The following is a 24,554-nucleotide window of genomic DNA, read 5'->3' on the forward strand; positions in this document are numbered from 1 at the left end:
GATATAAAGGAGTTCACCTTATGGCAACTCTTATAAAGGTTCCTGGGCGGTACGATTCCTCACAGTCTTGGACCACCCGTGCGGGACCCACCGATGAATTTGCTTCTGTATATGTGGGGGTAGTGGGTAACAGTGCAACATATCCTGCCCCTTTTTTGCGCTCGATAATTGTATACAAGCCCACTAACTACTATGGTAAGTTATCAGTAGCACTATACCGATACAACACCAAAGAATTCGTAGTTGAATCCCCCATAGTAAACGTGGTAGCTGGGGGTTTTGAAGTAGACATCCCATTTTCTTCTCCCATACCCTTAACTAGTGAGCAATATGCGGTTGTGGTGAAGAATCTAGGTGATACAGGTATGACCTTTGATATCTGGATGTACACCAACGCATGGGATAGCGGGGTAATTGGTGCGGGGACAGGGTGGTGGTATGGGCCCCCATCTAACCCATTCAAGAACTACTCTTCTTCATCCAAGTCAGGGGGCTTTGGTGCTACATTCTGGGACAGCAACCCGAACGCAGCCCCTAATGCACCAACAATGCTCTCACCGATATCTAACCAGGGGTCGTTAATAAATCCCCGACCGAAGGTCATTTTTAAAGTTACCGACCCAGAAGGGGACAAGGTGATAGCTCTAGCGCAAGTTGCAAGGGATGCCGCCTTCACCAATCTCGTGCTTTTCGAGGGATCAGATTCCTACCCCGCATCGTTTAGTCCTAGTGGCTGGATAAACTCGGGCAGTAACGTATATTGGACTCCTTCAGCAGATATAGCACCAGGCACCTACTACGTAAGGACCTGGGCCTATGATGGGGTATCTTGGGGGGCTTATTCGGCCACCGTAGTAATGACCATAGCAGCACCCAACTGGACCAATCCCACCATAAACGATAATGACCCAGGTATCCGAGCTACATGGATAACAGAGCTACGCACGCTAGTGAATAATACGAGAAGGGCTAGGGGCATAACAGTTGCAGCCTTCACAGATGCCACCGTCACGGCAAACAGTTCCAATGTGCGTATTGTACACATCAACGAGTTACGAACTGCCATAAATGCTTTACTGTCAGCCTCAAACCTAGCACCACCCGCTTACACGGATCCCACTCTTACTGCTAATGTCACTGAACGTAAGGGTATACACATCAAGCAGCTTAGAGATGCTCTTGCTAGATGTTGATATAGATATAGCACAGTATCAAGCTCCGCCTATGCGGGGCTTATTTTATTTGGGGGGTGGGGAAGTGGATACAGGAACAATCGCTACAGTTATTTCGGTGGCTGCAGCAATAAGTGGCATCATCATAGGTTGGTCAGGGCGATCACGCACAATACGTCATGACACAGCTTCTGACGCTAGTAACGATGCAACAATCCGCGCAGATATGGAATACATCAAACGCGGTGTTGATGATGTGAGGCTTGAGCAACGAGCGCATGGACAGAGATTTGACGCTCTATCTGAGCGCGTTACAAGAGTCGAAGAGTCTGCCAAACAGGCGCATTACCGAATTAACCGTATTGAGGACCAACACAATTAAGGAGATGGTTTGTATGGAATGGAACGCTTTTTTTCAATTGATCGATCCGCAATTATTCATTGTTGTTGCTGCATGTTGGGTGTTAGGGTTTTCTCTTAAGCGTACGCCTATAGTTGAAGACTGGACCATTGTCTATATCGTTACTATCGCGGCCGTGTTGCTAGCTGTGTGGCTGATTGGATTTAGTCCAGAATCTGTTATTCAAGGCGTGTTAGCCGGTGCATTTGCGGTTTATGGTCACCAAATGATTAAGCAAACTACTAAGGTCGCTGAGAATGAAAGTGAGGATTCACTATGATTAAACATAATCGCGTACGAGTCAAAAACAAGAAGCTAGAGGAAGGGCCGCTGCAATATAGCGGCTCTTACGAAAAGGCTAATGGCTGGACTGACATCAGAGTTTTGGATATTCAGCCAGCTGCAGTTATCCGGACAGAGTTGGTTATAGCTAAAGGTAAATCAGCATCGGCCATTTTAGCCGATCTAGTCGGTAAGCATGGCGGCAACTGGGTTGTTATTAATGCATCCTATTTTAATGCGTCTACAGGAGAGTTGTTGGGTAAGACGATCAAGGACGGCAAAGCGATATTCCCCGATGTTACTGGTAAGACAGAACAGAGGCCCCACCTTTTCCGTAAGGCAGGGCGTTTTGGGATCGGTCGATTGAATGATGTGGTAGGTGTTGATTGGGCTGTTGTTGGTGTACCTACACTTACAGCGGGAGGCAAGGCAATTAACCCGCTGAGGGTCGAGGAAAAGACGCCATCCGATGTGCCTGGCGTTAACCCCCGTATGATCGCAGGCATTAAATCAGATGGTACATTGGGTATTATTGCGGTTGATGGACGAGGCGTAAAAGACCGCGGGCTAACTGCGGAGGAAGCTGGCATTATGGCTGTGCATTTAGGTTATCTGGATGCAATCAATTTGGATGGCGGTGGATCTGCAACAATTGCTACAAATAACCGTCAGCTGCTTGATGCATTGGAGATCGATAAAACCAATAAAAAGCGCAATTACCATGTGAGTGACATTGGACAAAATCACGTGCAACGAATTATCCATCATGTTATTGCTGTCCAGTTTGATCCAGGTATTCTAATCCCAAAGCCAAAAACCCTGTTCGGCATTGATTGTGCTACGCCGTTGACAGGGACAACAGCCAAGGCGGTAGCTGCAGCAGGGGCACAGTTTGCAGTCCGCTATCTTGTTCCTGCGAATTATGCCTGGAAGCGTCTAGTGAGATCGGAGGCAAACGTTATTCAGGGGGCTGGCATGATGCTGGCATCTGTCTTTCAAAAGGGGACAGACCGCGTAACAGGTGGTAAGGGTGCGGGACAAGTGGATGGTAAAGAGGCATTAGCTGAAGCTAAGTTAATAAATCAGCCAACCGGTAGTGCTATTTTCTTCGCGGTGGATTATGATTCACAGCCGAAGGATTATGATGCAATCGAAGCATATCTCAGAGCAGCTCAAGCAGAGATACCCGGATATCATGCAGGCGTATATGGTCATTTTGGAGTGATCGAAGAGATGGCCAAACGGGGAGCCTGCAAATACTTTTGGCAGACCTATGCTTGGAGTGGAGGGAAAAAGAGTTCACACATCCACTTGTATCAATATAAAAATGATACCAAGCTCGGTGGAGCTTCCGTTGATCTGAATGAGGCTTATACAGATTCAATTTTTTGGGGGAAGGATGTAGTGCCGGTGGACAAGCCTGCTGAATCCTCGGAAGTAACTGCCATTGTATTTGGGCAGAAGATTGAGGGTGCCAAGCTTATTGATGGCGTTATGATGCTGCCTCTACGAGCTGTAGGTAATGCAATCGGTGGTAAGGTTACTTGGGATCAACAAACCAAGACGGCTACAATAGAATAGATTTTTGCCTGGGAGCTTCGGCTCTCGGGCTTTTTTTATTTAGTTCAGGAAAAGTTTCCTTACCTCTAAAATCATCAATACAACCAATTTCCCTAATTCCACGAAATTTTACAACCAAATTCCCAAACGTTTGGAGTTCAAGTGAAAGAAAAACACCGAGCCGTCCCTCATAACCATCATTAATGGTATATAATTGTTAATATTTTCTATGTACACGAACATTTGTTCTGTATATAATAAGGGAACAAATGTTCTGTTTTTTGGGGGGGTGAATGGTTATGAAGTCCGCAACAACGAAGCAAATGATTGTACTTGGAGAAATTATAAACTTCGCAATCCAGTATAATTACCCACCAACAGTCAGAGAGTTATGCAAGATCCTAGGGCTATCTCCAGCAACGACACATGGCTACCTTAACAGACTCAGATTACGGGGGTTCATCGACTGGGAACCAGAACGACCTCGAACGCTCAGAATATTATCAAGGGAGGTAGGAGCAAATGCAAATTGAAAAGTGTATCGGTCGAATCGTCGATATTATATACCAGGACGCTAAAGGTCGGATTACGCAGCGGACAATCCGGGTTAGAAAGATCGTCGATGGAAAAGCGATAGCATATGACTTTGACAAGCGAGCTCCTCGCCCTTTCAAAATCGATCGTATACTGGCTGCGCAGCCAGTAGGGAGGACTGCATGAAAGCCGCCACGATACCTTCCAAAGAAGAATTGTTTATGATTCGGGAATCGATCCTGCTGCCACACATGATGACGATGGTTGAGAAAAGCAGGATAGATATTGAGCAATCCTTAAACCCAATGCGAGATCTTATTAGTAGGTTTATGGTCGTAATGTTAGATACGATTAATGCCGACTTGGTCAAAATTAAAATCGCAATGAGTAAGGCTAATATAAAAGTATGGGACGAAGATCATCAAGGGGATGTTTTGTATTATCGCTATAGGTTTAGAGGATATGAGGAGAGTTTCGGAATGATAAGGGAAGTGATGCGAGCACAAATAAGTGTTGGGCTAGGCGAGTATGGTCGTAAATGCATAAACCTAAATCAGAGGAGCGACCACGATGCCCCCAATTGCTAAACCAAAAAAACAGTATAAAGATAAAAGACCAACAAGAGATGACGCTGTGCTCGAGGAAATAGGCGAGCAGCTCGTTGAGGCTTTAAAAGAAGAGTCACAAGTTGAGTTAACAGTTTGGGAAAATATTGAGATAGTGCGAGGGCAAGTTATTGGAATGGATTATAGGACAAAACTCATCTACGTACAAAAGCATGGCGAAACAATCAAAGTACCATTTATGGATATTATGAAGGTAGAAAGCCCCAAATGATTTTGGGGCTTTTTTTCTAGTTAAAATGATATGTCTAATATACACTAAGGCAGCTTGTCAACTGGGCATTCGAATGGTGCTCGGGACATGGTCTCTCGATTGGAGACGATGGTGCTTAGTGGAGCGGAATTACCAGTAGCAGTAGTACGCAAGCAGATCGCTTCTGCGGTCGATGTCATTATACATCTTAGCCGCTTCCGAGATTCTACACGTAGGGTAGCGGAGATTTGTGAAGTAACCGGAATTCGAGAGGGGGAGGTAGAGCTCAGTACATTGTTCCAATTCGAGGAGGCTGGAGAGTCAAATGGTCGAATCGTTGGTAAGCTACATCGGGCTGATGCGCTTAAAGACACTCGCAAGCTAAGCCATGCTGGTATAGGGGTGGCAAGCGAATGACTGAATATCGTGTTTATCACTTGAGCAAGTATGAGAGGCTATGGGCAATTGTACTAGGTTGTTCCTTTTGTTACATCGCGATTTGGTTAATGTATCGACAGGCTGTTATAGCCCTAATAGCAGCCCCCTTAGGATTGTTATATCCCCGTTATTATGCAAAAGCTTTGTGCAGAAAGCGGTTAGACAAGCTGAGATTACAGTTTAAGGAAGCTCTCCAGGCATTGTCTTCATTATTATCGGCCGGAAGGTCAGTCGAGAATGCATTCATGTCCTTGGAGAATGATCTAAGCCTGCTTATAGGCGATACACAATCCGACTTAATGATGGAGTTAAGGGCCATATCCAATCGCCTTCTTAATGGGGAGCAGCTTGAGGTATGCTTGCAGGATTTTGCAAGACGCTCGAACTTGGAGGAGGTGAGGAACTTCGCGGATGTGATAGCAATCTGCAAAAGAGCAGGTGGAGATTTGGTCGAGGTTGTCCGTAGAACCTCACAGCTCATAGGAGAGAAGCTAGAGGTGGAGCTGGAGGTTTCCGTACTTATTTCTCAAAAGAAATTTGAATCCCGGATCATGATGGGAATGCCCTTTGCCTTTGTTGGCGTTATCGGCTTTATGGCAGGAGACTATATGGAGCCACTTTATCAAGGAATGGGATTCGTTCTGCTGACAGTATGCTTGATTTTGTTAATGCTTTGCAGCTGGTGGATGTTTCGAATTATGGACATTAAGCTATGAGCAAATGGTTGATTTGTATAAGCACTGTGGTCTTGCTGCTGTTATACGCAGGACTTGTCTACCAAGCTTATAAGGGGAGAAGAAAGCGCAAGCTACTGCTTCAAGTTGATCCTTTTATCGTGCTCCTGCAATATCGTCCATTATTGAACAAAGTAGAACCTATTCTTCAGAGACAAAGGCTGTGGCTTGCACAGCTTAATGGTGGGGTATGCTCTCATGAATTGCTAATGGCTTGGGGAGCTGAAAGCTTGGGGCTAGCTTATATTACATTATCGCTGTCGGGATTGCTTGCCCTCATGTCCGGAAACTCTGCTCTATTCCTCATGGGTTTAGTTATCGCGGGCTGCCTTCCGGTACTGAGAACGAAGGATCTGACTAGTAAGGTGAATAAGCGTCGTCAGACCATCGTTATGGAGCTCCCTGAATTGCTGACTAAGCTCTTATTGATGGTGAATGCAGGCGAGAACGTAATGAGGGCCCTATCTCGAACAGTGGAGCAAAAGCAGGGAAGCGGGCATCCCTTGTATGTTGAGTTAAACGCAGCGATAGAGGGAATGAAGCGTGGGGAGAGCTTGGCGATTGCGCTTGAAGAAATGGGACGGAGATGTGCAGTCCCTGAAGTCAAATTGTTCTCCACTACATTGCTTATCAACGCTCGAAGAGGGGGAGAGGCTTTCGTTCCGGCTTTGCGGGAATTAACAAGGCAAATGTGGGATAAGCGAAAGGCAATCACTCGTACACTTGGAGAGCAGGCATCCTCCCGGTTAGCTTTTCCACTTGCTATCATTTTTTTACTCATCATGGTACTGGTTGGAGCACCTACAATGCTAATGATGTAAATAACATTTACTTACGAAAGGGATGAGCAGTTTGATGGGGAGCTTAGTTCAATTGGGAATGAAAGCAATGAAATCGTTGTGGCAGGATGAGGAGGGCATTGGCACGTTAGAGCTTGTCCTTATAGCTGCGGTGTTGATCGTGGTGGCTATATTATTTAAGGATTGGATTCTAGAGTTTATTGGAAATCTGATGGATTCCGTACAAGGCAAAGCGAAAAACATATTTGATGATTAGGGCAAGGGCTGTGAGCGGTTCTACTAGAGCCGGATGCTGGGGTAATTCGTCAGGCTCTATTACGCTTGAGGCATCCATGGTGTTCCCTTGGGTTTTTATGATGACCTTTTTACTGCTCTTATTTTCCCTATTCATCTCTCAAGGTGCATTTCTATATTATAGCTCTTCAATTATGGCAGAACGGACTGCTTTCAGCTGGTCCAATTCAGCTAAAGAAACGAGTACAGGGGCCTATCCATCAGGGCAATACGATGGTCTATATTGGCGGTTCACCGATGATAGCCTTGTTCAAGGATTGTTTGGTTTAGTATCGGACAATAAAGACTCAAGTGTGGTGATTGGCCCTGGAATTACCGAGGGTCGGGGTTCTAAGGCTGAGGACAAGCTTAGGAAGGTAGCCTTTGAGATGGTTACCTCTCGAAAGGTAGGGAAAGGGCAAATAAGCTATTTCAATGTCGGTGTTAAACGTAATATAAATGTTGATTTAACAAGTGGGTGGTTAGTCAAGCCATTAGGCTGGCTGCGCGGGCAGGATACGGCATCTGCCAGCGTATCTGCCTTAGTCGTCGAGCCGACGGAGTTTCTGCGGTCATTTGATCTGGTTCGCTATTACGCTGCTAAAATGAAGGTCGCTAAGGAAGGACCGACGGAATATCGCAACAAGATAGGGGATGTTCTTAAAAAACGTGGACTTTAAGCTATTAATCCAGTTAGTTAGGAGGCAGTAGGGGTGAAAGCTTCAAGAGATCAGAGGGAGCTCCCTTCCTACAGACAACAGCTGGAGGAGCGGGGCACGGCAGGATCGGTATCCATTTATTTTATTGCGGTTACTGCTGCTTTTATATTACTGACCGCTTTACTCATTGATTTTGCGAGAGTTGCGGCGTTTCGCAAGCAGGCAGAGCTGTCGGTCAAATCAGGTGTCCGTTCAGTATTGTCTTCCTATGACCCTGTTATTTACAAAAGATATGGCTTGTTCATTAGAGGTGGAGAATCAGCTAACGAGCTATTTCGTGAGACAGTGGAAGGGAACGTTGCACAGCTGGAAAAGGGAGGAGCGTTCCCTTTCTTGGATACGGTTTGGGGAGCCACTGACGTTACGGAAAGCCGTCCGCTAGCTAATCATGAAGTATTTCGCAGGCAAATACTCGAAGATATGAAGTACAAGGCACCAATCGATCTGACTTTGGAGCTGGCAGAACGTTTTCGAGGGGTGTCTGGAGCTATGAAAGAAGCTGCTTCAACAGTCGATCTATTGGAGAAAATGCGCAAAGCCTACGAGCGACGAGAAGCGGCATTGGATGACATTCTTGCTCTACAAAAAAAATACGGCAAGGAAATTCAAGGCAAGCTTTCGGCAGAAATCTCCTATCCACCAGTCGATATGAATACCCAACAATCTGCAGGCAATGCTCGTACAATTGCGGATATCGCGATGCAATACGAGGATTATGTAGGTAAACGACAGGAGGATGAAGCGAGAGTTATAGCTCTGCGGCTTAGAGAAGAAGAGAAAAGACGAAACCAAGCGAACGGAGTTAATACAAAGGATAAAAACGAGGTTGAATTAGAAGGACCACGCTATGGCGCAGTTATTAGTTCTTATGAATCTGGGGTGACTTCGACAGCGTCATCATTAGGTAATCGCTCGGTATCGATTAGGGAGAAGGTAGATGAGGCCACGGAAAAGGTAAATACGGCTTTTCTTGCAGCTAAGCAAGCTAATGAAGAGATGAAAGCTATCTTGGAGCAGGCTAAATCTACTCCTCCCGGCATCGTAGGAGAAGAGACGGCTAACGAGGGGGGCACGATTGATGCTGAACAGTTACAATCCCTGGCGGAGCTTCGCAAGACTACTGAACAGCTAATACTGGACCCCTTGTTTTTTCAACAATATGAGACTGAATGGGGGTTACAGCAAACCAAGGGTTTATTACTGGCGAACGAGGCTTCAGCATTCTCGTCGCTTGCCTCTAGTGTTCCGGGTTCAACTGGCAGGGGTCAAGCAGTAAGGAATGGAGCAGAGCGACTGCAAAGCTCTTATGCTGAATATGTGCGGGCTTATGGCTCTATCGGTGCTGTCTATTCTACTCGGGAGGCTACTCTCCAAGCCCATCGTTCTCATGATAACGCAACTAAGCAAGAGAATGAGAAAGCAAAAACAGAATGGTCCGGGGCTATGAGCTTTCTGGGAGCATTAACCGGTGTATCGGGCTCACCGGAGGAGAAAGCGGATTTCGAGAAAGTTAAGGGACTCTATGAAAGCAATAGGGAATGGAATCAGGCTGAGAAGGAGCAGGCCAAGGCGGTAAATAAAAAAGACCCTTCGGAAGGAAGGGATGAGGCAATATCCGCTTCTGGGGGCTTGTTGGATATGCTAGACGGTTCTTTAGTTGGTGCTAGAGATCAACTATACTTCTCTGAATATATCATTGCTAGAATGTCTCGATACGACTCGTCATTAGTCAAAAATATGCTCCACGGTGAAGATGCCCCCTTAAATGTTAGCCTACAGGAAACAGAATATATTCTATATGGCTTAAACAATCCGGCAGGCAATATTGCCGCTGCATATGGTGAAATCTTTGCTTTTCGGCTAGCCATTCGGACAATGGAAGGACTAATACAATGCCGTGCAATGGGCCACCCGTTACTAGTTCTCGCAGCAGCGCTTGTCTATGGGATTAGTAATGCTCTTAAAGATATGCAACGTCTCGTGGAGGAGGGCAAGGTCCAGCTTTCAAAATACATTAAAGTGGATACCGTGTATAAGGATTACCTCCGACTTTTTTTGCTGGCACATGGTGGATCAGCCAACCATCAGGCGAGAATGATCGCAGTTATGGAGCATGCCTCTGGGGTTTCCTTTCGCGGAGCATACACCTATGAGAGTGGAGAAGGAACAGCTTCGATTAAGCTATGGTTTTTTCCAGGCTTGCTGAAGGTGATGGGACGCTTTGGAGATTTAGGAGGGACGGTAAAGGGGAATCGCTATGAAGCAACTTATACCGCGGAAAGCTCCTATCAATAGTAATAGAGGTGTCACGCATTCTAACGGAGGAGTAACTTTAGAAACCGCGCTCGTCATGCCTGTATTTCTTATGTTTGTATTTTTCTTAATCTTCATCATACAGACAGCTGTGTATTCTATGGCACTGCATGGAGCACTATCCCAGACAACTAGGCAGGCTGCATCAGCTTGGTATCCGATTTCTCTAGCATTGGAGCAAGCAAGAGCCTCAGAAATCAATCAACAGGTCGAGCATTGGAATGACAAGTGGCTTAAAGTGGGGGAAACCGTAAGTGAGTATGGGAAGTGGCTACCCTCCCCAATCAAGGAATGGGCTGAGCAAGCTACGAGTGGAAATTTCTCACTAGAGCAGAATGCAGCTAAGCTAGCCTTTGGACAATTGATGCAGCCATTTGTGGATGAGCGCGTATTGAATTCTTCTAGAATTACCTTAACCTCAATTGGCTTACCGGACAATGATGACAGGGGCAAATCTTATTTAAGCGTTGAAGCTGAATATGCACTTCCCTTTCAAGTTCCATTTTTGAATCGTAAATTAGTTCTTCGTGAATCTGCAAGGGAGCGAGTTTGGATAGGGGGAAGTCCATCCAAATCACTACTCGTTGAGGATGGAAAGGAAGCATTTAATGTTACTTTCGTCTCCTTGGATCCAAACCCAGTCAAACCAGGTCGGAAAGCTACACTTGTTATTCGCACGAAGCCCGGAACAGCTGTTGATCTCTCTGTTATATACAAAAGTGGCCTTAGCCAAGCTAAGCATCTGGGCAGTGCGATTGCTGATGAATCGGGGCTGGTTTCATGGACGTGGCATGTATCAGGAAGGACGACTCCGGGAGAGTGGGGCTTTCAAGTTACCAATGGTAGTGGCGGAGTATGGCAACATACGTTTCAAGTGGAAGGCAAGCTGCACTAAAGGAGGGGGAAAGGTGAGTCTAGGGGTATTAATTATCGTAAGTCTTTTACTCGTATGTGCCAGCTGGACAGATTTGCGGCGTATGATAATTCCCAATGAGTTAACGCTTTTGTTTGCGGGAGGGGGATTGTTATTTCAATTTATCTCGCAAGGCATTACGGGTCTTGGTTGGGCAGTAGCAGGTGCTCTTGCAGGTATAATTCCGCTTTATATTATGAATCGTCTGGGAGGAATAGGTGGGGGCGACGTAAAGCTTTTTGGGGCATTCGGAGCCTGGATGGGCCCCATCTTAACCTTACAATTACTCGTTTTTTCGATCCTTTGTGCAGGTGGAATCGCCGGCTTACTGCTACTGCTTCGCCTTCCCGGTTTAAGAGCAATGGGAAAGAAAATGAAGTGGCCATGGGGCAACCATCCGCTTACAGCCGGACGAAGCACACAGTTTCCTTTTATGTTAGCGGTCGCTCCAGGATTTATAGCCTTGTTAGGGAAAGGGTAGGGAATGCGAATGGAACCTTTATCAGTTCGGTTTGAGCAAAGAAGAGGTCATTTCATGATTATCGAACGTAACCCTCCGGTCACACGTGAAGAGATAAATGAAACACAATTGCTAATGCTGAAAAAATGTGAAATTCCAGGACTGCTCCCCCTGGAAACAGAGGAATACGATGGACAGACATCACTGCGTTATTCATTGGCGGGTACTCGTATGCTATCGGAGGCTATGCGAGCATCGAATTGGTCAATGTCCGAAATGCTGGGCGCTTTGTGCAGACTAGCGGAAGTACTAGAGGAATGTCGGCTTTACTTGCTAGATGCCGATCGAATAAGGTTGCATGATGAGTTCATATTCGTTGGAGAGGATTGGCATGATCTGAGATTTACTTATATTCCAATTGATATGCCGACTCTCCATCAGGCTGATGATTTAGAGCGCCTTATCATTAGGTGGATGATGAAGGTTAAGGAGCCGGATGGACAGGTTATGCAAAATGTATTGCGAATGGTCGCTACTCCAGGGTTCATGCCGATTGTTCTCAGCCGTTATATAAGGCAGATTTTGTCTGGATCATCTGTAGATGTGAGCGAAGCACCGATACGTTCATCGCAGTCTCCAGTATTCGAGCTGCCTGAAGAATCTAAAGCAGACGCTGTAAAGTCATCTCGCTCATGGGATTTTTTGCACCCTATATCAGCTGATCTGCATTCCGTATCCGAAATGTGGGGCGATTTTCCAGAGCCACAGAGAAGGCAAGAGAACAATGAAGAAATAACCGGGTCAGACATGGAACAAAAAACGGAGCCAATGGATTTGGGCAAATGGCGTATTATTGTGGCTTGCGCTTCGTTATTCCTAGTCGCTATGACGTGGAGATTTCTCTACTTAAATGAGTCGAGCGAGCAAAAATTATTATTGTGCTTATGCGTAACGTTAGTGTCCGGTGCAGGAGTACTGGTCTTATGGAATGGTGTACCAGCTTGGGCCAAGAGAAAGCGCAAATCCCCGGAGCATTCGAATTTGGAGCGATATAGGAATAGGAACAGATCTGAGCCTGAACCAATAAGTAGGGTAGAACATCAGAGCATTGATAACGAACATCGGGGGGCTTCTAGATTTTCAATCCATAATTCGCTGCAATCAATGGAGCCTTTGGGAAGAGAGCCTACGCCTTTTGATCTAGCTGTGGACAATGGGGGTTCTTTTCCCAAGGAGACGTCGTGGATTACTGCTGCGAATGATCAAACTACATTCCTTGAGCAGAGGAATGTACCTAATCTTGAAGTCTTTTATTTAGTATGGAAAACAAAAAATGAGGGTAGTCGAATTCCATTGAAGGGTAGCTCGCTTGTTATTGGAAGATCGGCGGATGCTGCTCAGCATGTTGACCAGACAATGGGGATATCGCGCGCTCATGTAGAGCTTGTGAAGGTATCCGAGCAATGGAAGGTGAAGGATCTCGGCTCACGAAATGGCAGTCGACTCAATGATACACCGATGGCTCCTTATGAGCTGTATTCCTTGCAAATAGGAGATTGCATAACACTGGCTAACTCACAGTACCAATTTCAGCAGGCGAATTAACGTGTAATAAAGAAGCCCTAGCGGGTAATATCCCGCAGGGCTTCTTCTAGCTTAGGAAAAGCGAAGCTAAATCCTTGGTCCAACAGCTTCCGAGGCATTGCTTTTTGTCCGGTGAGCACAAGCGTGCTCATTTCTCCAAGGGCTTTTTTTAGGAACAGGCCTGGAACCGGAAACCAATGGGGCCGCTTAGTCACTCGGCCTAACATACGACCGAACTCGTCATTGGATACAGGATCAGGAGCAACAGCGTTAACCGGACCGGATATAGCAGGGTTATCCAGACAGAAAAGAATGAGCGAAACCATATCCTGCAGATGGATCCAAGGCAACCCTTGTTTACCGTTCCCTATGCGGCCGCCGCCGAAAAAACGATAGGGTAGCCGAATGATCGGGAATGCTCCCCCTTCGCCGGCACATACGATACCTATCCGAAGCTTAACAAGTCGCTCAACAGGAATGAGCTCAGCTGCCTGCTCCCATTTGACGACTACCTCGCCAAGGAAATCTGCAGGCATGGTCGGTGAGGATTCATCAAAGACCTGATCCACAGAATGACCGTAAAGTGAAATTCCGGATGCATTTATGACGACAGCAGGCGGAGAGCTCATCCGTTTTAGATTATCGGCAATCCGAGCTGCTGCTTCTATGCGTGAGGATAGAATTCTTTCCTTCGCCTTCTTGCTCCATCTCTGATTAATGGATTCGCCCGTCAGGTTAATAATTCCATCGAATTCCCCTAAACAGTCCGGATCAACGCTCCATTCCGTCCAAGTAACATAGTGAGGATGGGGGAGGGTGGAGTCGTGAGTGGGCTTCAAGGGTTTATTCCTCGTAATGATCCACACTTCGTCCCCTCGAGACAGTAGCGCATACGTTAGAGCTTTTCCAATGAACCCCGTTCCACCGCATAACAACAAGCGCATGTTGCCCCTCCTCACTCATCAGTTACTTTTTATCAATTGAAATGATAGTAAGCGGGTTAATTGTATTGCCATCAGTGTCTAACACAGCTTCTGTGTATTGAAAGACAACGGGATCTCCCTCAGTCCAGGAATCCACCTTTTCGGCAATTTCAGGGCTGATCTGGAAAGCAGTTGCTCCATTATCAGTCTTAATTTCAATCGTATGAGTATCCTGCAAACCACTGTATTCACCTGTACCGTTAAGTGTTTCAGCGGATGCGGTAGGACTTGCGCTCTCTGTTTCCGTAGCACCGCTAGCACTTGGGCTCGCTGTTAGGGAAGGGCTTGCAGATGGAGAAGAACTGCCGCTATTGTTGTTGCCGCAAGCTGTTCCCATCAGGACTAAGGTAAGTACCGCAACGCTCATTGCCATAGCTGTCTTTTTATTTTTTTTCATAAGTAACTTACACCTCCTATGAGGTTAAACGAAATAAACGGCTAAAGGTTTCGTTTATTAGTTTGTCCGTAAAGTGTCAGCCCTTATTTGAGCAAGTGATTGTATGCGGAATAATCGATCTGTTTCTTCTCCAGAAAGTCTTTTAAGCTGCGATGGTCACGAGGCGGAGTTGCCCGAATATAGCCTTCAATGCAATGTTCCTTGGTCACTTCTGATGATCCACTTTCTACTGCCAATTGTCCGATTTTGGCTGCAATAGAGTGGCTGGCAATATCTCGAAAAGGACCGGGAACCGGGGAAACCAGTGTATGTAGCATATCCTTGGAATCTTCGGTCCATAGCTCACGGCTGCGTTCCACCCAATAATTTTGCCAGTCTAGCTTAGATTTTCCATCGCTTTTGGGAAGTACCTTCAAAAACTTGCGGAACATAAAAAATCCGCCCACACACATGAACAAAATAAGCACGATGGTCCAAAACCCGATAAAATACATAAACCAGTCGGGAGCATTTTTCATATAGATCACCTCATGTTGAGATTATAGCTCATTTCTAGATTTATTTCGACGTTCGCGATACAATAAGGAGATGATTTCGATAATAGACCGTGACTATACTCGCGGGGTACGGAACGGAAAATGAAAGGAGCAATTATGATGCTGAAGATTGGATCACATGTATCTTTTGCCGGCAAAGGATTGTTGACAGCAGCTAACGAGGCTATTTCTTACGGGTCCGGTACTTTTATGATCTACACAGGTGCGCCTCAGAATACAAGAAGAAAGCCGATAGAAGAGTTATATATTCCCGAGGGCAAAGAGGTAATGGCGGCTAGTGGTATTGATAATATCGTTGTTCATGCTCCTTACATCGTTAACCTGGGCTCATATAAAGAGGATACTTTCCGTCTCGCCATTGATTTTCTTCAGGAGGAAATCCGTCGTACGCATAAAATTGGGGTGAAAAATATTGTTTTACACCCAGGAGCCTATACAGATAAAGATGCCCAATACGGGATTGAACGAATTGCCGCAGGCTTGAATGAGGTGCTCGAGGCCACTAAGGAAACAGACGTTAATATTGCTCTGGAGACGATGGCAGGTAAAGGCACTGAAATCGGACGCAGCTTTGAAGAATTGGCCCAAATTATTGAACGGGTTAATCTCAACAATCGATTGACAGTATGTATGGATACTTGCCATATTCACGATGCAGGATACGATATCGTTGGGGATGTTGATGGTGTCCTTCGTAAGTTCGATGATATTATCGGGCTCGATCGGATTGCAGTTGTTCATGTGAACGACAGCAAAAATCCGCTAGGGGCAGGGAAAGACCGTCACGCTCCTATAGGCTCAGGCTGGATTGGCTATGAAGGGATTGCTGGAGTTGTCGGGCATGAGCTTCTTAAGGACAAGCCTTTCATATTGGAGACTCCATGGATTGGGAAAAAGGAAACATCGGAGCGTCCAATGTACGAAGCGGAAATCGCGATGCTAAGCGGAACAACAATTGAGCGTTTTGGCGATGAATTTGCTGAAGATGTGGAACGATTACACTATTTCTTCGATAAGGTAGGAATTGAACCACGGCTATATGTGCTAAATACATGGGAGCTCCTTAAATCGGACGCTAAAGCAAGAAAAGCGGATCCACGGGAACCGATGGAAAGGCTTTACGATATGCTGATGGAAAATCGGGTTTTATCAGGCGACATAAGCGAAGAAGCAGTCAATCAACGATTGTTAGGCTTTCTAGCTGGTCCGGATTGGTTGAGTAGTTTATAAAATTAAGCGAGTAATTGAACACGGAGCTATGTGGAGAGGAAGTAAAGAACAATGAGTCACATTAAGCAATCTCAGGAAATTAAACGGATAGATGATAAAAGCATTCGAGCACGTATGCTTATCTCTTGTCCGGATCGCGCGGGTATCGTTGCGGCTGTATCGCAATTTTTATATGAGCAAGGTGCTAATATTATACAATCAGATCAATACACGATGGATCCCGAGGGCGGGATGTTCTTCATGAGAGTTGAATTTGATTTGGTGGATTTAGAGCAGCGCTTGCCGTCGCTTCAAGAGGATTTTGCCCGTATATCAGATCGTTTCTCGATGAGATGGAGCATCTTTCGTGCTGCTAGACGCAAGAGAATCGCGATTTTCGTATCGAAGGAAGATCATTGCTTAGTTGAATTGCTATGGCAATGGCAGGCTGGTGACTTGGATGCTGAAATTAGCATGGTCATAAGTAACCATGATGATATGAGAGGATTGACTGAATCCTTTGGCATTCCGTTCTATCATGTTCCGGTTACACCTGAAACGAAGGAAGAGGCCGAGCAGAAGCAAAGAGAGCTTACAGCAGGTAAAGTCGATCTTATCGTGCTGGCGCGGTATATGCAGATCGTTTCTCCTAAATTCATCGAGCAGTATCATAATCGCATCATCAACATTCACCACTCGTTTTTGCCGGCATTTGTCGGTGGAAAGCCTTATCAGCAAGCATACAACCGTGGGGTTAAGCTGATCGGAGCAACGGCGCATTATGTGACCGAAGAGCTGGACGGTGGGCCGATTATCGAGCAGGATGTACAACGCGTTAGTCATCGGGACAATGTAACCGAGCTAAAGCGGATGGGCCGTCATATCGAGCGCATCGTGCTTGCCCGCGCAGTTAAATGGCATGTTGAAGATAGACTGCTCGTCTATCAGAATAAAACAGTTGCTTTCATTTAGGTAAAGCTGAAATCATAAGTCGCATTATTGGGCCGTCAGGGGATTTCCCCTGGCGGTTTTCATATATGTTTGCCTGCAGCTCCTGAGCCAACCCATTAGTGAGCATTAGCCATACATTCTATGTCTAATGCGACCAGTAACCAGAATTAGTCGGTGTCTCCGCTTATCTCTTTCACAAACATGCCTCAGTTGCTCGAGTTAGTCGGTATCTCCGCTTATCTCCATCACTAACGGTTCCCAGTAACCAGAATTAGTCGGTCCCTCCGCTCAACTCCATCACAAACGTGCCTCAGTTGCTCAAGTTAGTCGGCCCCTCCGCTTACCTCCATCACAAACGTGCCCCAGTGCCCAGAATTAGTCGGTGTCGCCGCTTATCTCCTTCACAAACTTGCTCCAGTAACTCGAATTAGTCGGCGCCTCCGCTTATCTCCATCACAAACTTGTCCCAGTAACCCGAACTAGTCGGTGTTGCCGCTTATCTCCATCACAAACGTGCTCCAGTAACCAGAATTAGTCGGTGTCGCCGCTTATCTCCATCACAAACGTGCCCCAGTAACTCGAATTAGTCGGTGTCGCCGCTTATCTCCATCACAAACTTGTCCCAGTAACTCGAATTAGTCGGTGTCGCCGCTTATCTCCATCACAAACTTGTCCCAGTAACCCGAACTAGTCGGTGTCGCCGCTTATCTCCATCACAAACGTGCCCCAGTAACTCGAATTAGTCGGTGTCACCGCTTATCTCCATCACAAACTTGTCCCAGTAACCCGAACTAGTCGGTGTCTCCGCTTACCTCCATCACAAACTTGCCCCAGTAACCAGAATTAGTCGGTGTCGCCGCTTATCTCCGTCACACACGTGCCTAAGTAACCCGAATTAGTCGGTGTCGCCGCTTATCTCTTTCACAAACTTGCCCCAGTAACTCGAATTAGTCGGCTCCTCCGCTTATCTCTATCACAAACGTGCCCTAGTAACTCGAATTAGTCTATGTCTAATGAGCCCCAGCAGCCTCGTATCCGAGCATTAACCATACTTTCTATGTCTAATGCGACCAACACGTAGGGTACCGACAAACGGAGAGGAAGAGGGGGCAAAAACGGCGGTTAGTGGGGAGCACAAGCGAATGGGTACCGTCAAAAGCGAAAGGTTAATGGGGAGCACAAGCGAATGGGTACGGTCAAAGCTAAAGGTTAGTGGGGAGCACAAGCGAATGGGTACCGTCAAAAGCGAAAGGTTAATGGGGAGCACAAGCGAATGGGTACGGTCAAAGCTAAAGGTTAGTGGAGAGCACAAGCGAATGTGTACCGTCAAAAGCGAAAGGTTAATGGGGAGCACAAGCGAATGTGTACCGTCAAAGCGAAAGGTGTTATTGGGGAACATAAGCGAATGTGTACCGTCAAGCCAAGGTTAGTGGGGAAGCACAAGCGAATGCGTACCGTCAAAGCTAAAGGTTAGTGGGGAGCACAAGCGAATAGGTACTGTCAAAACCAGAGATGTGCACTAACTGCCCATACTTGGTTTCACTGTTTGGCATAAAGGATGGAAAAGGTTATTGTGTAGTGGTACAATATCTCACAGTATGCTGTCAATGGACTCATCTGGATGGATCAATAATGAGCATCGATAATAGTTGGTCCAGGCGGCAATTTAGTATGGATGAATTGGGTGAAATGGTTGCAGCTACTTGTACGGACATGCTGTGGTAATCCAAAAAAGTCCATGTTACAATGAACAAGATCCATAAATTTCGTTTAAAATGGAGTTATTACTGTACGTTTCTCTTCTAAATAGCAGTTAACGTACGTGAATAGAACATAGGAGGGTATTTTTCAATGACTGTTAGCACTAACGCAATTGACCAATTATCCGTAACGACAATACGTACGCTTTCTATCGATGCCATCGAGAAGGCAAAATCAGGTCATCCCGGTATGCCGATGGGCGCTGCACCGATGGGGTACCAATTATTTGCGAAAACAATGAAGCATAATCCATCACGTCCACAGTGGATTGACCGTGACCGTTTCGTTCTATCTGCAGGACATGGTTCCATGCTATTGTACTCGTTGCTTCACCTAAGCGGCTACGATCTTCCATTAGAAGAGCTCAAAAACTTCCGTCAATGGGGTTCTTTAACTCCAGGACATCCAGAATTCGGACATACGGCTGGTGTTGATGCGACTACAGGTCCATTGGGCCAAGGTATTGCAATGGCTGTTGGTATGGCATTAGCTGAGGCACAACTGGCTGCTACTTATAACCGTGATAACTATAATGTTATTAACCATTTTACTTACTCCATCTGTGGAGACGGCGATTTGATGGAGGGTATTTCTTCCGAGGCCGCTTCAATGGCTGGTCATATGAAGCTCGGCAAGCTGGTTGTTCTTTACGATTCCAATGATATCTCTTTGGACGGCGAATTAAATCTTTCCTTCTCTGAGAATGCTGGCAAACGCTTTGAAGCTTATGGCTGGCAGTATATTCGCGTTGAAGATGGCAACGATCTTGGCGCATTGGCGAATGCAATTGCAGAGGCGCAATCGGATCTTAGCAAACCAACACTAATTGAAGTGAAAACAGTAATTGGCTTCGGCTCCCCGAACAAAGGCGGCAAAGGCGGTCACGCTGGACCTCACGGATCTCCGCTTGGAGCAGAAGAAACCAAGTTAACGAAAAGCTTCTATGAATGGCCGCACGAGGAGTTCCATGTTCCAGAAGAAGTTCGCGCTCATTTCGCTGAAGTTAAACAAGCAGGCGAGCAAGCGAACGCGGCATGGGATACTCTGTTTGAACAATATAAAGCAGCTCATCCGGAGCTGGCTGCTCAATTCGAAGCTGCACTTGCTCGCGAATTGCCAAGCGGATGGGATGCAGACCTACCTGTTTATACGACAGAAGACAAACCGCTTTCCACTCGTGTTGCTTCGGGTAATGCGCTGAATGGTTTAGCGAAAAATGTTCCTTATCTTGTGGGCGGATCTGCTGACTTGGAAAGCTCCACAATGACTCATCTGAAGGATCTGTCTCTGTTCAAGCCGGGCAGCTACGACGGACGCAATATCTATTTCGGAGTACGTGAATTCGGAATGGCAGCTGCGATGAACGGAATTATGCTTCATGGCGGGTTGAAAGTATATGGAGGAACGTTCTTCGTATTCACAGATTACCTTCGTCCTGCAGTTCGTTTGGCTGCGATTATGGGTCTTCCGGTTGTATACGTCTTGACACATGATAGCATCGCGGTCGGTGAAGATGGCCCTACACATGAGCCGATCGAGCAACTGGCTTCAATCCGTATTATCCCAGGCTTGACAGTCATTCGTCCTGCTGACGGCAATGAAACATCTGCTGCATGGGCTTACGCGCTGCAAAACAACGATAATCCAGTAGCTTTGGTGCTTACACGCCAAAACCTACCGATTCTCGAAGGAACAGCTACTGCTCGTGAGACAATCTCTAAAGGCGGTTATATCGTATCCGAAGCAGCTAATGGACAGCCACAAGGTATCCTGATCGCAACGGGCTCGGAAGTACAGCTTGCTGTTGCTTCCCAGAAAGCATTAGCAGAGCAAGGCGTTCACGTTCGCGTCGTTAGCTTGCCAAGCTTTGATCTATTCGAGAAGCAAGATGCTAGCTACAAGGAAAGCGTCCTGCCTAAATCCATTAAAGCACGTCTAGCTATCGAGATGGCTCATCCATTCGGATGGGAGCGTTATGTTGGAGACAACGGCGCTATCATCGGTATCTCTACTTTCGGAGCTTCTGCGCCGGGCGATCGTGTTATTAAAGAATATGGCTTTACGGTTGAGAATGTTGTAGCTCAATTCACAAAATTACTGTAATAGAGGAGCCGGGGAAAACGATGCCACAATTCAACAATGTTTCTGTAGTTAAGAAAGCCAACGTGTACTTCGATGGCAAAGTAACAAGTCGTGCGGTTATCCTCGAAGACGGAACTAAGATCACTCTTGGAATTATGCTTCCAGGTGAATATGAGTTTGGTACTGCGCAAAAGGAAATAATGGATATTCAAGCTGGAGAGCTTTCCGTGCTGCTTCCAGGCAATGAGGAATGGCTCGTAATTACAGAGCCGACTAAGTTCGAAGTGCCAGCTAACTCCAGCTTCAAGCTGCAGATTAAGACGGTAACCGACTATATTTGCTCCTATCTCGACTAAGACTAATCTACTGAACACACACAGTAGACGATTATTAAATCAAAAAAAGTGGTGGTACAGGGTTAATCCCGTATCACCACTTTTTTGTTTTGAGCTATCTGGGCTATCAAGACTGGCTAGCAATGTACTCCTGCAGCTGAATACGCTGATAGAGAGGCAGAGCCGTTAACATGCAGCCGTATTTGAAGGAGCCATTATTTCGTTCGATGCGGATAATCTTAGCAGTCATTGGAGGCAGCTCCGACTTCTGAATGAAGTGGATAACGATGAACATATCTCTTTCAAGTGGGAAGTCCGATTCAATTTGTATTCCATCCTCGGATAAGTCACGTAAGTAGCCATTAACGGATTGGCCGGTGAACGCTCCATCTCCTTCCCATTGATAGATGGACATCATAAGAGGGATATCTAGCGGCAGCCGTACTTTTTTTCTTCTTTCGTCTACCTTTTTCTCATCGTTAACAGGTGCAGTAGCAGTAGCTGTATCCCCGATTTTTTTGCCAATCCAATTCTCATAAATGTACGCAAGCGCGGCAAGATCGGACTCCCCGTAGCCTGCTGCTTGTCCAAGCTGAAAGAGGCTCTTAGCCGATTCTAGCATAGGGGTGGATACGCCAAGACTATCCGTTAACACGGAGGACAGGCGAAGATCCTTAAGCATAAGGGAAAGAGAAAATTGGACGCTGAAATCGTGATCGATAATCTTTTGGCCTTTCAAATCTGCCTGTTTACTTGCAGCACCACCCGCCTGTACAACACGGAGGAACGAGGAGACGTTAATACCGCTCTTAGCAGCAATGGCCATACCTTCAACTAAACCGGCCGCATTAATTCCGACGATTGTATTATGGGCAAGCTTAGCAGTGGCCCCGCTTCCATGCTCTCCCATGTAAATAACCTCACGACCCATAGTTAGAAAAATATCCTGGTTGTCGTCAATCGTCTGCTTGTCGCCTCCTGCCATGAACAAGAGAGTACCGTCAATTGCTGCAGGCTTACTACCTGTTACCGGAGCATCAATGAAATCACAAAAGCGATTGGTCGCCTCAGTAGCTAATCTTTTAGCTAAGGTTGGAGAAATGGTGCTGTTATCGATGATAGTTGTTCCGGGCTGAAGCGTTTTAAAAATACCATTTTCACCGAAATAAACCTCTTCTATCGCCTGGTCATTACTTATCATTGTAATGATTACTTCGACTCTCTTTGCTACTTCAAGTGGGGAAGCGACAACGTCTGCACCGAGCTCAATCAGCTGCTCTTCTTTACCTGGGGTCCGATTGTACACGAGTACGGAATAACCTTTGCGTATGAGATTGGCAGCCATTGGCTCGCCCATCGTACCAAGTCCGATAAATCCGATTGTTTTCATCTAATCGTCTCCTTTTATGTACTATTATCCATTTCTTTCCCGAATTTCGGAAGGATAACATTTGAAATGCTCCATAAATAATCGCGTACTTGTTAAGTATTTGACAAAAGTTACCCCATTCCTTTTATGAAACAGTGTGTTCAAATAATTAGGGGTTTTGTTGAATTTGCCGGCCAGTGTCCCAATAGCAATATCCTTCATATAGTGCTCGTCGACATAATGAATAATGCGCTGGACGATATTTTTACTAACTGGGTTTATGGGAAATGTCCCTAAGGAATTAGAGGAAGCAGGATTAATCGATGAAGTATTTTATCAAAGGAATGGCTGATGGCGCGGTAAAAGGGTAGATAATTAGCAAATCCTGAGAATCTTCATCAAACCTTCATCGAACCTTGCTTGTGTCGGACTCATTTATTCAGTATTCTATATCTAACATGCATAGACCGCTTGTGGTCATGAAAGGGAGAATAGATGTGAGTAAAGATATTAAATTCGATTATTCCAAGGCGCTACAATTTGTAGGGCAGCATGAGATTGATTACCTGGCACCAGCAGTTAAGCTGGCGCATGAGCAATTACATAATGGAACTGGGGCGGGCTCTGATTATCTAGGCTGGATTAACCTTCCCTTCGATTACGATAAGGAAGAATTCGCACGTATTCAGAAATCTGCAAAGCAAATTCAATCCGACTCCGAGGCGCTTGTAGTCATTGGAATAGGCGGCTCCTATCTCGGAGCTCGTGCAGCAATTGAGTTCCTGCAGCATTCCTTCTACAACACACTGTCGAAGGAGCAACGCAAGACTCCACAAATCTTTTACGCAGGAAACAATATCAGCTCCACTTATGTAACTCACCTTCTTCAAGCCCTTGAAGGTAAGGACTGGTCCATCAATGTTATCTCGAAATCGGGAACAACTACGGAGCCGGCTATTGCTTTCCGTATTTTCCGCGAAGCGCTCGAGAAGAAATATGGCAAGGAAGAAGCTCGCAAACGTATCTATGCAACAACGGACAAAGCTCGTGGTGCATTAAAGGTGCTGGCTACTGAGGAAGGCTATGAAACATTTGTAATTCCAGACGATGTTGGCGGACGTTACTCTGTTCTGACAGCAGTTGGACTATTGCCAATAGCTGCTGCAGGCATCAATATCGAAGAGATCTTGAGGGGTGCTCAAGATGCGGCAACGAAATTAAACAACCCTAATTTGAAGGAAAACCATGCATACCAATACGCTGCTGTGCGTAACGCGTTGTATCGTAAAGGTAAATCGGTTGAAATTCTTGTTAACTACGAGCCGGGACTACACTTCGTATCGGAGTGGTGGAAGCAGCTTTACGGCGAGAGCGAAGGCAAGGACTTCAAAGGAATTTTCCCAGCAGCGGTTGATTTCTCCACGGATCTCCATTCCATGGGACAATTCATTCAAGAAGGTAACCGTATTATTTTCGAAACTGTATTGCAGGTTGGTGAGTCAGCCGAGCAAATTACCATTGAGAGCACCAAGGACGACCTTGACGGTCTGAACTTCCTGTCTGGTCAAACGTTGGATTTCGTTAACAAGAAGGCATTCCTTGGAACTCTTCTTGCACATACCGATGGCAATGTACCGAATCTGATTGTGAACCTGCCGGATTCGAGTCCATATACATTCGGATACTTGGTTTATTTCTTCGAAATCGCGTGTGGCGTAAGCGGATATCTGCTTGGCGTTGATCCTTTTGATCAACCAGGAGTAGAAGCGTACAAGAAGAATATGTTCGCGTTGCTTGGCAAACCAGGCTTTGAGGAACAGAAGAAAGCTCTGGAAGCACGGTTGTAGGATTTTATAGTAAAATTAGAGAAAAGCCAGAGGTTACCGGTATATTATCGGTAGCCTCTGGCTTT

At 46.0% G+C, this 24,554-nt stretch carries 25 protein-coding genes and 2 pseudogenes; 22 read left to right on the forward strand and 5 right to left on the reverse strand.

Going from position 1 to position 24,554, the window contains the following annotated elements; genetic code table 11:
• Window positions 1-20 precede the first annotated feature (20 nt).
• From KCTCHS21_RS07225 to KCTCHS21_RS07305, 17 genes and pseudogenes are all read left to right on the forward strand, one after another.
• On the forward strand, window positions 21-1,193 hold the full coding sequence (locus tag KCTCHS21_RS07225) for a hypothetical protein (RefSeq protein WP_130606320.1): 1,173 nt from the start codon (window positions 21-23) through the stop codon (window positions 1,191-1,193).
• 64 nt (window positions 1,194-1,257) lie between these two features.
• Window positions 1,258-1,554 carry a hypothetical protein gene (locus KCTCHS21_RS07230; RefSeq protein ID WP_197726513.1) on the forward strand — a complete coding sequence of 99 codons (297 nt, stop codon included), beginning with the start codon at window positions 1,258-1,260 and terminating at the stop codon, window positions 1,552-1,554.
• 13 nt (window positions 1,555-1,567) lie between these two features.
• Window positions 1,568-1,852 (forward strand): phage holin family protein, encoded by a 285-nt coding sequence (locus KCTCHS21_RS07235; RefSeq protein ID WP_130606322.1) that lies wholly within the window; start codon window positions 1,568-1,570, stop codon window positions 1,850-1,852.
• Window positions 1,849-3,435 carry a glycoside hydrolase domain-containing protein gene (locus KCTCHS21_RS07240; RefSeq protein ID WP_130606324.1) on the forward strand — a complete coding sequence of 529 codons (1,587 nt, stop codon included), beginning with the start codon at window positions 1,849-1,851 and terminating at the stop codon, window positions 3,433-3,435. The genes KCTCHS21_RS07235 and KCTCHS21_RS07240 overlap by 4 nt, the downstream gene beginning before the upstream one ends.
• A gap of 278 nt (window positions 3,436-3,713) precedes the next feature.
• On the forward strand, window positions 3,714-3,947 hold the full coding sequence (locus KCTCHS21_RS32075) for a LexA family protein (RefSeq protein WP_157993976.1): 234 nt from the start codon (window positions 3,714-3,716) through the stop codon (window positions 3,945-3,947).
• Window positions 3,937-4,134 (forward strand): hypothetical protein, encoded by a 198-nt coding sequence (locus tag KCTCHS21_RS07250; protein ID WP_130606328.1) that lies wholly within the window; start codon window positions 3,937-3,939, stop codon window positions 4,132-4,134. The genes KCTCHS21_RS32075 and KCTCHS21_RS07250 overlap by 11 nt, the downstream gene beginning before the upstream one ends.
• Window positions 4,131-4,535, forward strand: coding sequence for a YhjD family protein (locus KCTCHS21_RS07255; RefSeq protein WP_130606330.1), 405 nt, complete (start codon window positions 4,131-4,133; stop codon window positions 4,533-4,535). The genes KCTCHS21_RS07250 and KCTCHS21_RS07255 overlap by 4 nt, the downstream gene beginning before the upstream one ends.
• A complete protein-coding gene (locus tag KCTCHS21_RS07260) occupies window positions 4,519-4,785 on the forward strand; it encodes a YolD-like family protein (protein ID WP_130606332.1) in 267 nt (88 codons plus the stop codon). Before KCTCHS21_RS07255 ends, KCTCHS21_RS07260 begins: the two co-directional genes overlap by 17 nt.
• A 48-nt stretch (window positions 4,786-4,833) precedes the next feature.
• A pseudogene (locus tag KCTCHS21_RS07265) lies at window positions 4,834-5,181 on the forward strand (CpaF family protein); the annotation flags it as partial.
• A complete protein-coding gene (locus KCTCHS21_RS07270; RefSeq protein WP_130606337.1) occupies window positions 5,178-5,918 on the forward strand; it encodes a type II secretion system F family protein in 741 nt (246 codons plus the stop codon). The pseudogene KCTCHS21_RS07265 and the gene KCTCHS21_RS07270, both read left to right, overlap by 4 nt.
• Window positions 5,915-6,757: a type II secretion system F family protein gene (locus tag KCTCHS21_RS07275; protein ID WP_130606339.1), complete on the forward strand. Its 843-nt coding sequence runs from the start codon at window positions 5,915-5,917 to the stop codon at window positions 6,755-6,757. The genes KCTCHS21_RS07270 and KCTCHS21_RS07275 overlap by 4 nt, the downstream gene beginning before the upstream one ends.
• Before the next feature lie 58 nt (window positions 6,758-6,815).
• On the forward strand, window positions 6,816-6,992 hold the full coding sequence (locus KCTCHS21_RS07280) for a Flp1 family type IVb pilin (protein ID WP_232058113.1): 177 nt from the start codon (window positions 6,816-6,818) through the stop codon (window positions 6,990-6,992).
• A gap of 10 nt (window positions 6,993-7,002) precedes the next feature.
• Window positions 7,003-7,689 carry a hypothetical protein gene (locus KCTCHS21_RS07285; protein ID WP_130606343.1) on the forward strand — a complete coding sequence of 229 codons (687 nt, stop codon included), beginning with the start codon at window positions 7,003-7,005 and terminating at the stop codon, window positions 7,687-7,689.
• 33 nt (window positions 7,690-7,722) lie between these two features.
• Window positions 7,723-10,023, forward strand: coding sequence for a hypothetical protein (locus tag KCTCHS21_RS07290; RefSeq protein WP_130606345.1), 2,301 nt, complete (start codon window positions 7,723-7,725; stop codon window positions 10,021-10,023).
• Complete coding sequence (locus KCTCHS21_RS07295; protein ID WP_130606347.1) at window positions 9,986-10,936, forward strand: TadE family protein; 951 nt, start codon at window positions 9,986-9,988, stop codon at window positions 10,934-10,936. The genes KCTCHS21_RS07290 and KCTCHS21_RS07295 overlap by 38 nt, the downstream gene beginning before the upstream one ends.
• 13 nt (window positions 10,937-10,949) lie before the next feature.
• A complete protein-coding gene (locus KCTCHS21_RS30835) occupies window positions 10,950-11,435 on the forward strand; it encodes an A24 family peptidase (protein ID WP_157993977.1) in 486 nt (161 codons plus the stop codon).
• A gap of 54 nt (window positions 11,436-11,489) precedes the next feature.
• On the forward strand, window positions 11,490-13,019 hold the full coding sequence (locus KCTCHS21_RS07305; RefSeq protein ID WP_157993978.1) for a DUF6382 and FHA domain-containing protein: 1,530 nt from the start codon (window positions 11,490-11,492) through the stop codon (window positions 13,017-13,019).
• A gap of 17 nt (window positions 13,020-13,036) precedes the next feature.
• On the opposite strand, the gene KCTCHS21_RS07310 is transcribed toward KCTCHS21_RS07305, so the two are convergent.
• From KCTCHS21_RS07310 to KCTCHS21_RS07320, 3 genes are all read right to left on the reverse strand, one after another.
• On the reverse strand, window positions 13,037-13,942 hold the full coding sequence (locus KCTCHS21_RS07310) for a TIGR01777 family oxidoreductase (protein ID WP_130606353.1): 906 nt from the start codon (window positions 13,940-13,942) through the stop codon (window positions 13,037-13,039).
• A gap of 22 nt (window positions 13,943-13,964) precedes the next feature.
• Window positions 13,965-14,378, reverse strand: coding sequence for a hypothetical protein (locus KCTCHS21_RS07315; RefSeq protein ID WP_130606355.1), 414 nt, complete (start codon window positions 14,376-14,378; stop codon window positions 13,965-13,967).
• Window positions 14,379-14,461: 83 nt separating this feature from the next.
• Window positions 14,462-14,896 (reverse strand): DUF2621 family protein, encoded by a 435-nt coding sequence (locus KCTCHS21_RS07320; protein ID WP_130606357.1) that lies wholly within the window; start codon window positions 14,894-14,896, stop codon window positions 14,462-14,464.
• A 138-nt stretch (window positions 14,897-15,034) separates the two neighbouring features.
• On the opposite strand from KCTCHS21_RS07320, the gene KCTCHS21_RS07325 reads away from it, so the two are divergent.
• The 4 genes from KCTCHS21_RS07325 to ppnP all read left to right on the forward strand — a co-directional run bounded on the left by KCTCHS21_RS07325 (window position 15,035) and on the right by ppnP (window position 21,294).
• Window positions 15,035-16,165 (forward strand): deoxyribonuclease IV, encoded by a 1,131-nt coding sequence (locus KCTCHS21_RS07325; RefSeq protein WP_130616396.1) that lies wholly within the window; start codon window positions 15,035-15,037, stop codon window positions 16,163-16,165.
• A 51-nt stretch (window positions 16,166-16,216) separates the two neighbouring features.
• Window positions 16,217-17,116, forward strand: a complete 900-nt coding sequence (purU, locus tag KCTCHS21_RS07330) for a formyltetrahydrofolate deformylase (RefSeq protein ID WP_130606359.1) — start codon at window positions 16,217-16,219, stop codon at window positions 17,114-17,116.
• Window positions 17,117-18,946: 1,830 nt separating this feature from the next.
• On the forward strand, window positions 18,947-20,959 hold the full coding sequence (gene tkt, locus KCTCHS21_RS07335; RefSeq protein ID WP_130606361.1) for a transketolase: 2,013 nt from the start codon (window positions 18,947-18,949) through the stop codon (window positions 20,957-20,959).
• 20 nt (window positions 20,960-20,979) lie between these two features.
• Window positions 20,980-21,294 carry a pyrimidine/purine nucleoside phosphorylase gene (gene ppnP / locus KCTCHS21_RS07340; RefSeq protein ID WP_130606363.1) on the forward strand — a complete coding sequence of 105 codons (315 nt, stop codon included), beginning with the start codon at window positions 20,980-20,982 and terminating at the stop codon, window positions 21,292-21,294.
• A 106-nt stretch (window positions 21,295-21,400) separates the two neighbouring features.
• On the opposite strand, the gene KCTCHS21_RS31640 is transcribed toward ppnP, so the two are convergent.
• Window positions 21,401-21,799 (reverse strand): PilZ domain-containing protein, encoded by a 399-nt coding sequence (locus KCTCHS21_RS31640; RefSeq protein ID WP_269472764.1) that lies wholly within the window; start codon window positions 21,797-21,799, stop codon window positions 21,401-21,403.
• A pseudogene (locus KCTCHS21_RS07345) lies at window positions 21,782-22,663 on the reverse strand (NAD(P)-dependent oxidoreductase); the annotation flags it as partial. The gene KCTCHS21_RS31640 and the pseudogene KCTCHS21_RS07345, both read right to left, overlap by 18 nt.
• A 476-nt stretch (window positions 22,664-23,139) precedes the next feature.
• On the opposite strand from KCTCHS21_RS07345, the gene KCTCHS21_RS07350 reads away from it, so the two are divergent.
• Window positions 23,140-24,489: a glucose-6-phosphate isomerase gene (locus tag KCTCHS21_RS07350; RefSeq protein WP_130606367.1), complete on the forward strand. Its 1,350-nt coding sequence runs from the start codon at window positions 23,140-23,142 to the stop codon at window positions 24,487-24,489.
• Window positions 24,490-24,554 lie beyond the last annotated feature (65 nt).

This window comes from Cohnella abietis (assembly GCF_004295585.1).
In the GTDB taxonomy this organism is placed as follows: Bacteria; Bacillota; Bacilli; order Paenibacillales; family Paenibacillaceae; genus Cohnella; species Cohnella abietis.

Excerpts from the sequence above, each read along its gene's own strand:
- KCTCHS21_RS07225 (WP_130606320.1), top strand. The coding sequence starts at position 21 with ATGGCAACTCTTATAAAGGTTCCTGGGCGGTACGATTCCTCACAGTCT.
- KCTCHS21_RS07235 (WP_130606322.1), top strand. The coding sequence starts at position 1,568 with ATGGAATGGAACGCTTTTTTTCAATTGATCGATCCGCAATTATTCATT.
- KCTCHS21_RS07240 (WP_130606324.1), top strand. The coding sequence starts at position 1,849 with ATGATTAAACATAATCGCGTACGAGTCAAAAACAAGAAGCTAGAGGAA.
- KCTCHS21_RS32075 (WP_157993976.1), top strand. The coding sequence starts at position 3,714 with ATGAAGTCCGCAACAACGAAGCAAATGATTGTACTTGGAGAAATTATA.
- KCTCHS21_RS07250 (WP_130606328.1), top strand. The coding sequence starts at position 3,937 with ATGCAAATTGAAAAGTGTATCGGTCGAATCGTCGATATTATATACCAG.
- KCTCHS21_RS07255 (WP_130606330.1), top strand. The coding sequence starts at position 4,131 with ATGAAAGCCGCCACGATACCTTCCAAAGAAGAATTGTTTATGATTCGG.
- KCTCHS21_RS07260 (WP_130606332.1), top strand. The coding sequence starts at position 4,519 with ATGCCCCCAATTGCTAAACCAAAAAAACAGTATAAAGATAAAAGACCA.
- KCTCHS21_RS07270 (WP_130606337.1), top strand. The coding sequence starts at position 5,178 with ATGACTGAATATCGTGTTTATCACTTGAGCAAGTATGAGAGGCTATGG.
- KCTCHS21_RS07275 (WP_130606339.1), top strand. The coding sequence starts at position 5,915 with ATGAGCAAATGGTTGATTTGTATAAGCACTGTGGTCTTGCTGCTGTTA.
- KCTCHS21_RS07280 (WP_232058113.1), top strand. The coding sequence starts at position 6,816 with ATGAAAGCAATGAAATCGTTGTGGCAGGATGAGGAGGGCATTGGCACG.
- KCTCHS21_RS07295 (WP_130606347.1), top strand. The coding sequence starts at position 9,986 with ATGAAGCAACTTATACCGCGGAAAGCTCCTATCAATAGTAATAGAGGT.
- KCTCHS21_RS07305 (WP_157993978.1), top strand. The coding sequence starts at position 11,490 with ATGATTATCGAACGTAACCCTCCGGTCACACGTGAAGAGATAAATGAA.
- KCTCHS21_RS07310 (WP_130606353.1), bottom strand. The coding sequence starts at position 13,942 with ATGCGCTTGTTGTTATGCGGTGGAACGGGGTTCATTGGAAAAGCTCTA.
- KCTCHS21_RS07315 (WP_130606355.1), bottom strand. The coding sequence starts at position 14,378 with ATGAAAAAAAATAAAAAGACAGCTATGGCAATGAGCGTTGCGGTACTT.
- KCTCHS21_RS07320 (WP_130606357.1), bottom strand. The coding sequence starts at position 14,896 with ATGAAAAATGCTCCCGACTGGTTTATGTATTTTATCGGGTTTTGGACC.
- KCTCHS21_RS07325 (WP_130616396.1), top strand. The coding sequence starts at position 15,035 with ATGCTGAAGATTGGATCACATGTATCTTTTGCCGGCAAAGGATTGTTG.
- purU (WP_130606359.1), top strand. The coding sequence starts at position 16,217 with ATGAGTCACATTAAGCAATCTCAGGAAATTAAACGGATAGATGATAAA.
- tkt (WP_130606361.1), top strand. The coding sequence starts at position 18,947 with ATGACTGTTAGCACTAACGCAATTGACCAATTATCCGTAACGACAATA.
- ppnP (WP_130606363.1), top strand. The coding sequence starts at position 20,980 with ATGCCACAATTCAACAATGTTTCTGTAGTTAAGAAAGCCAACGTGTAC.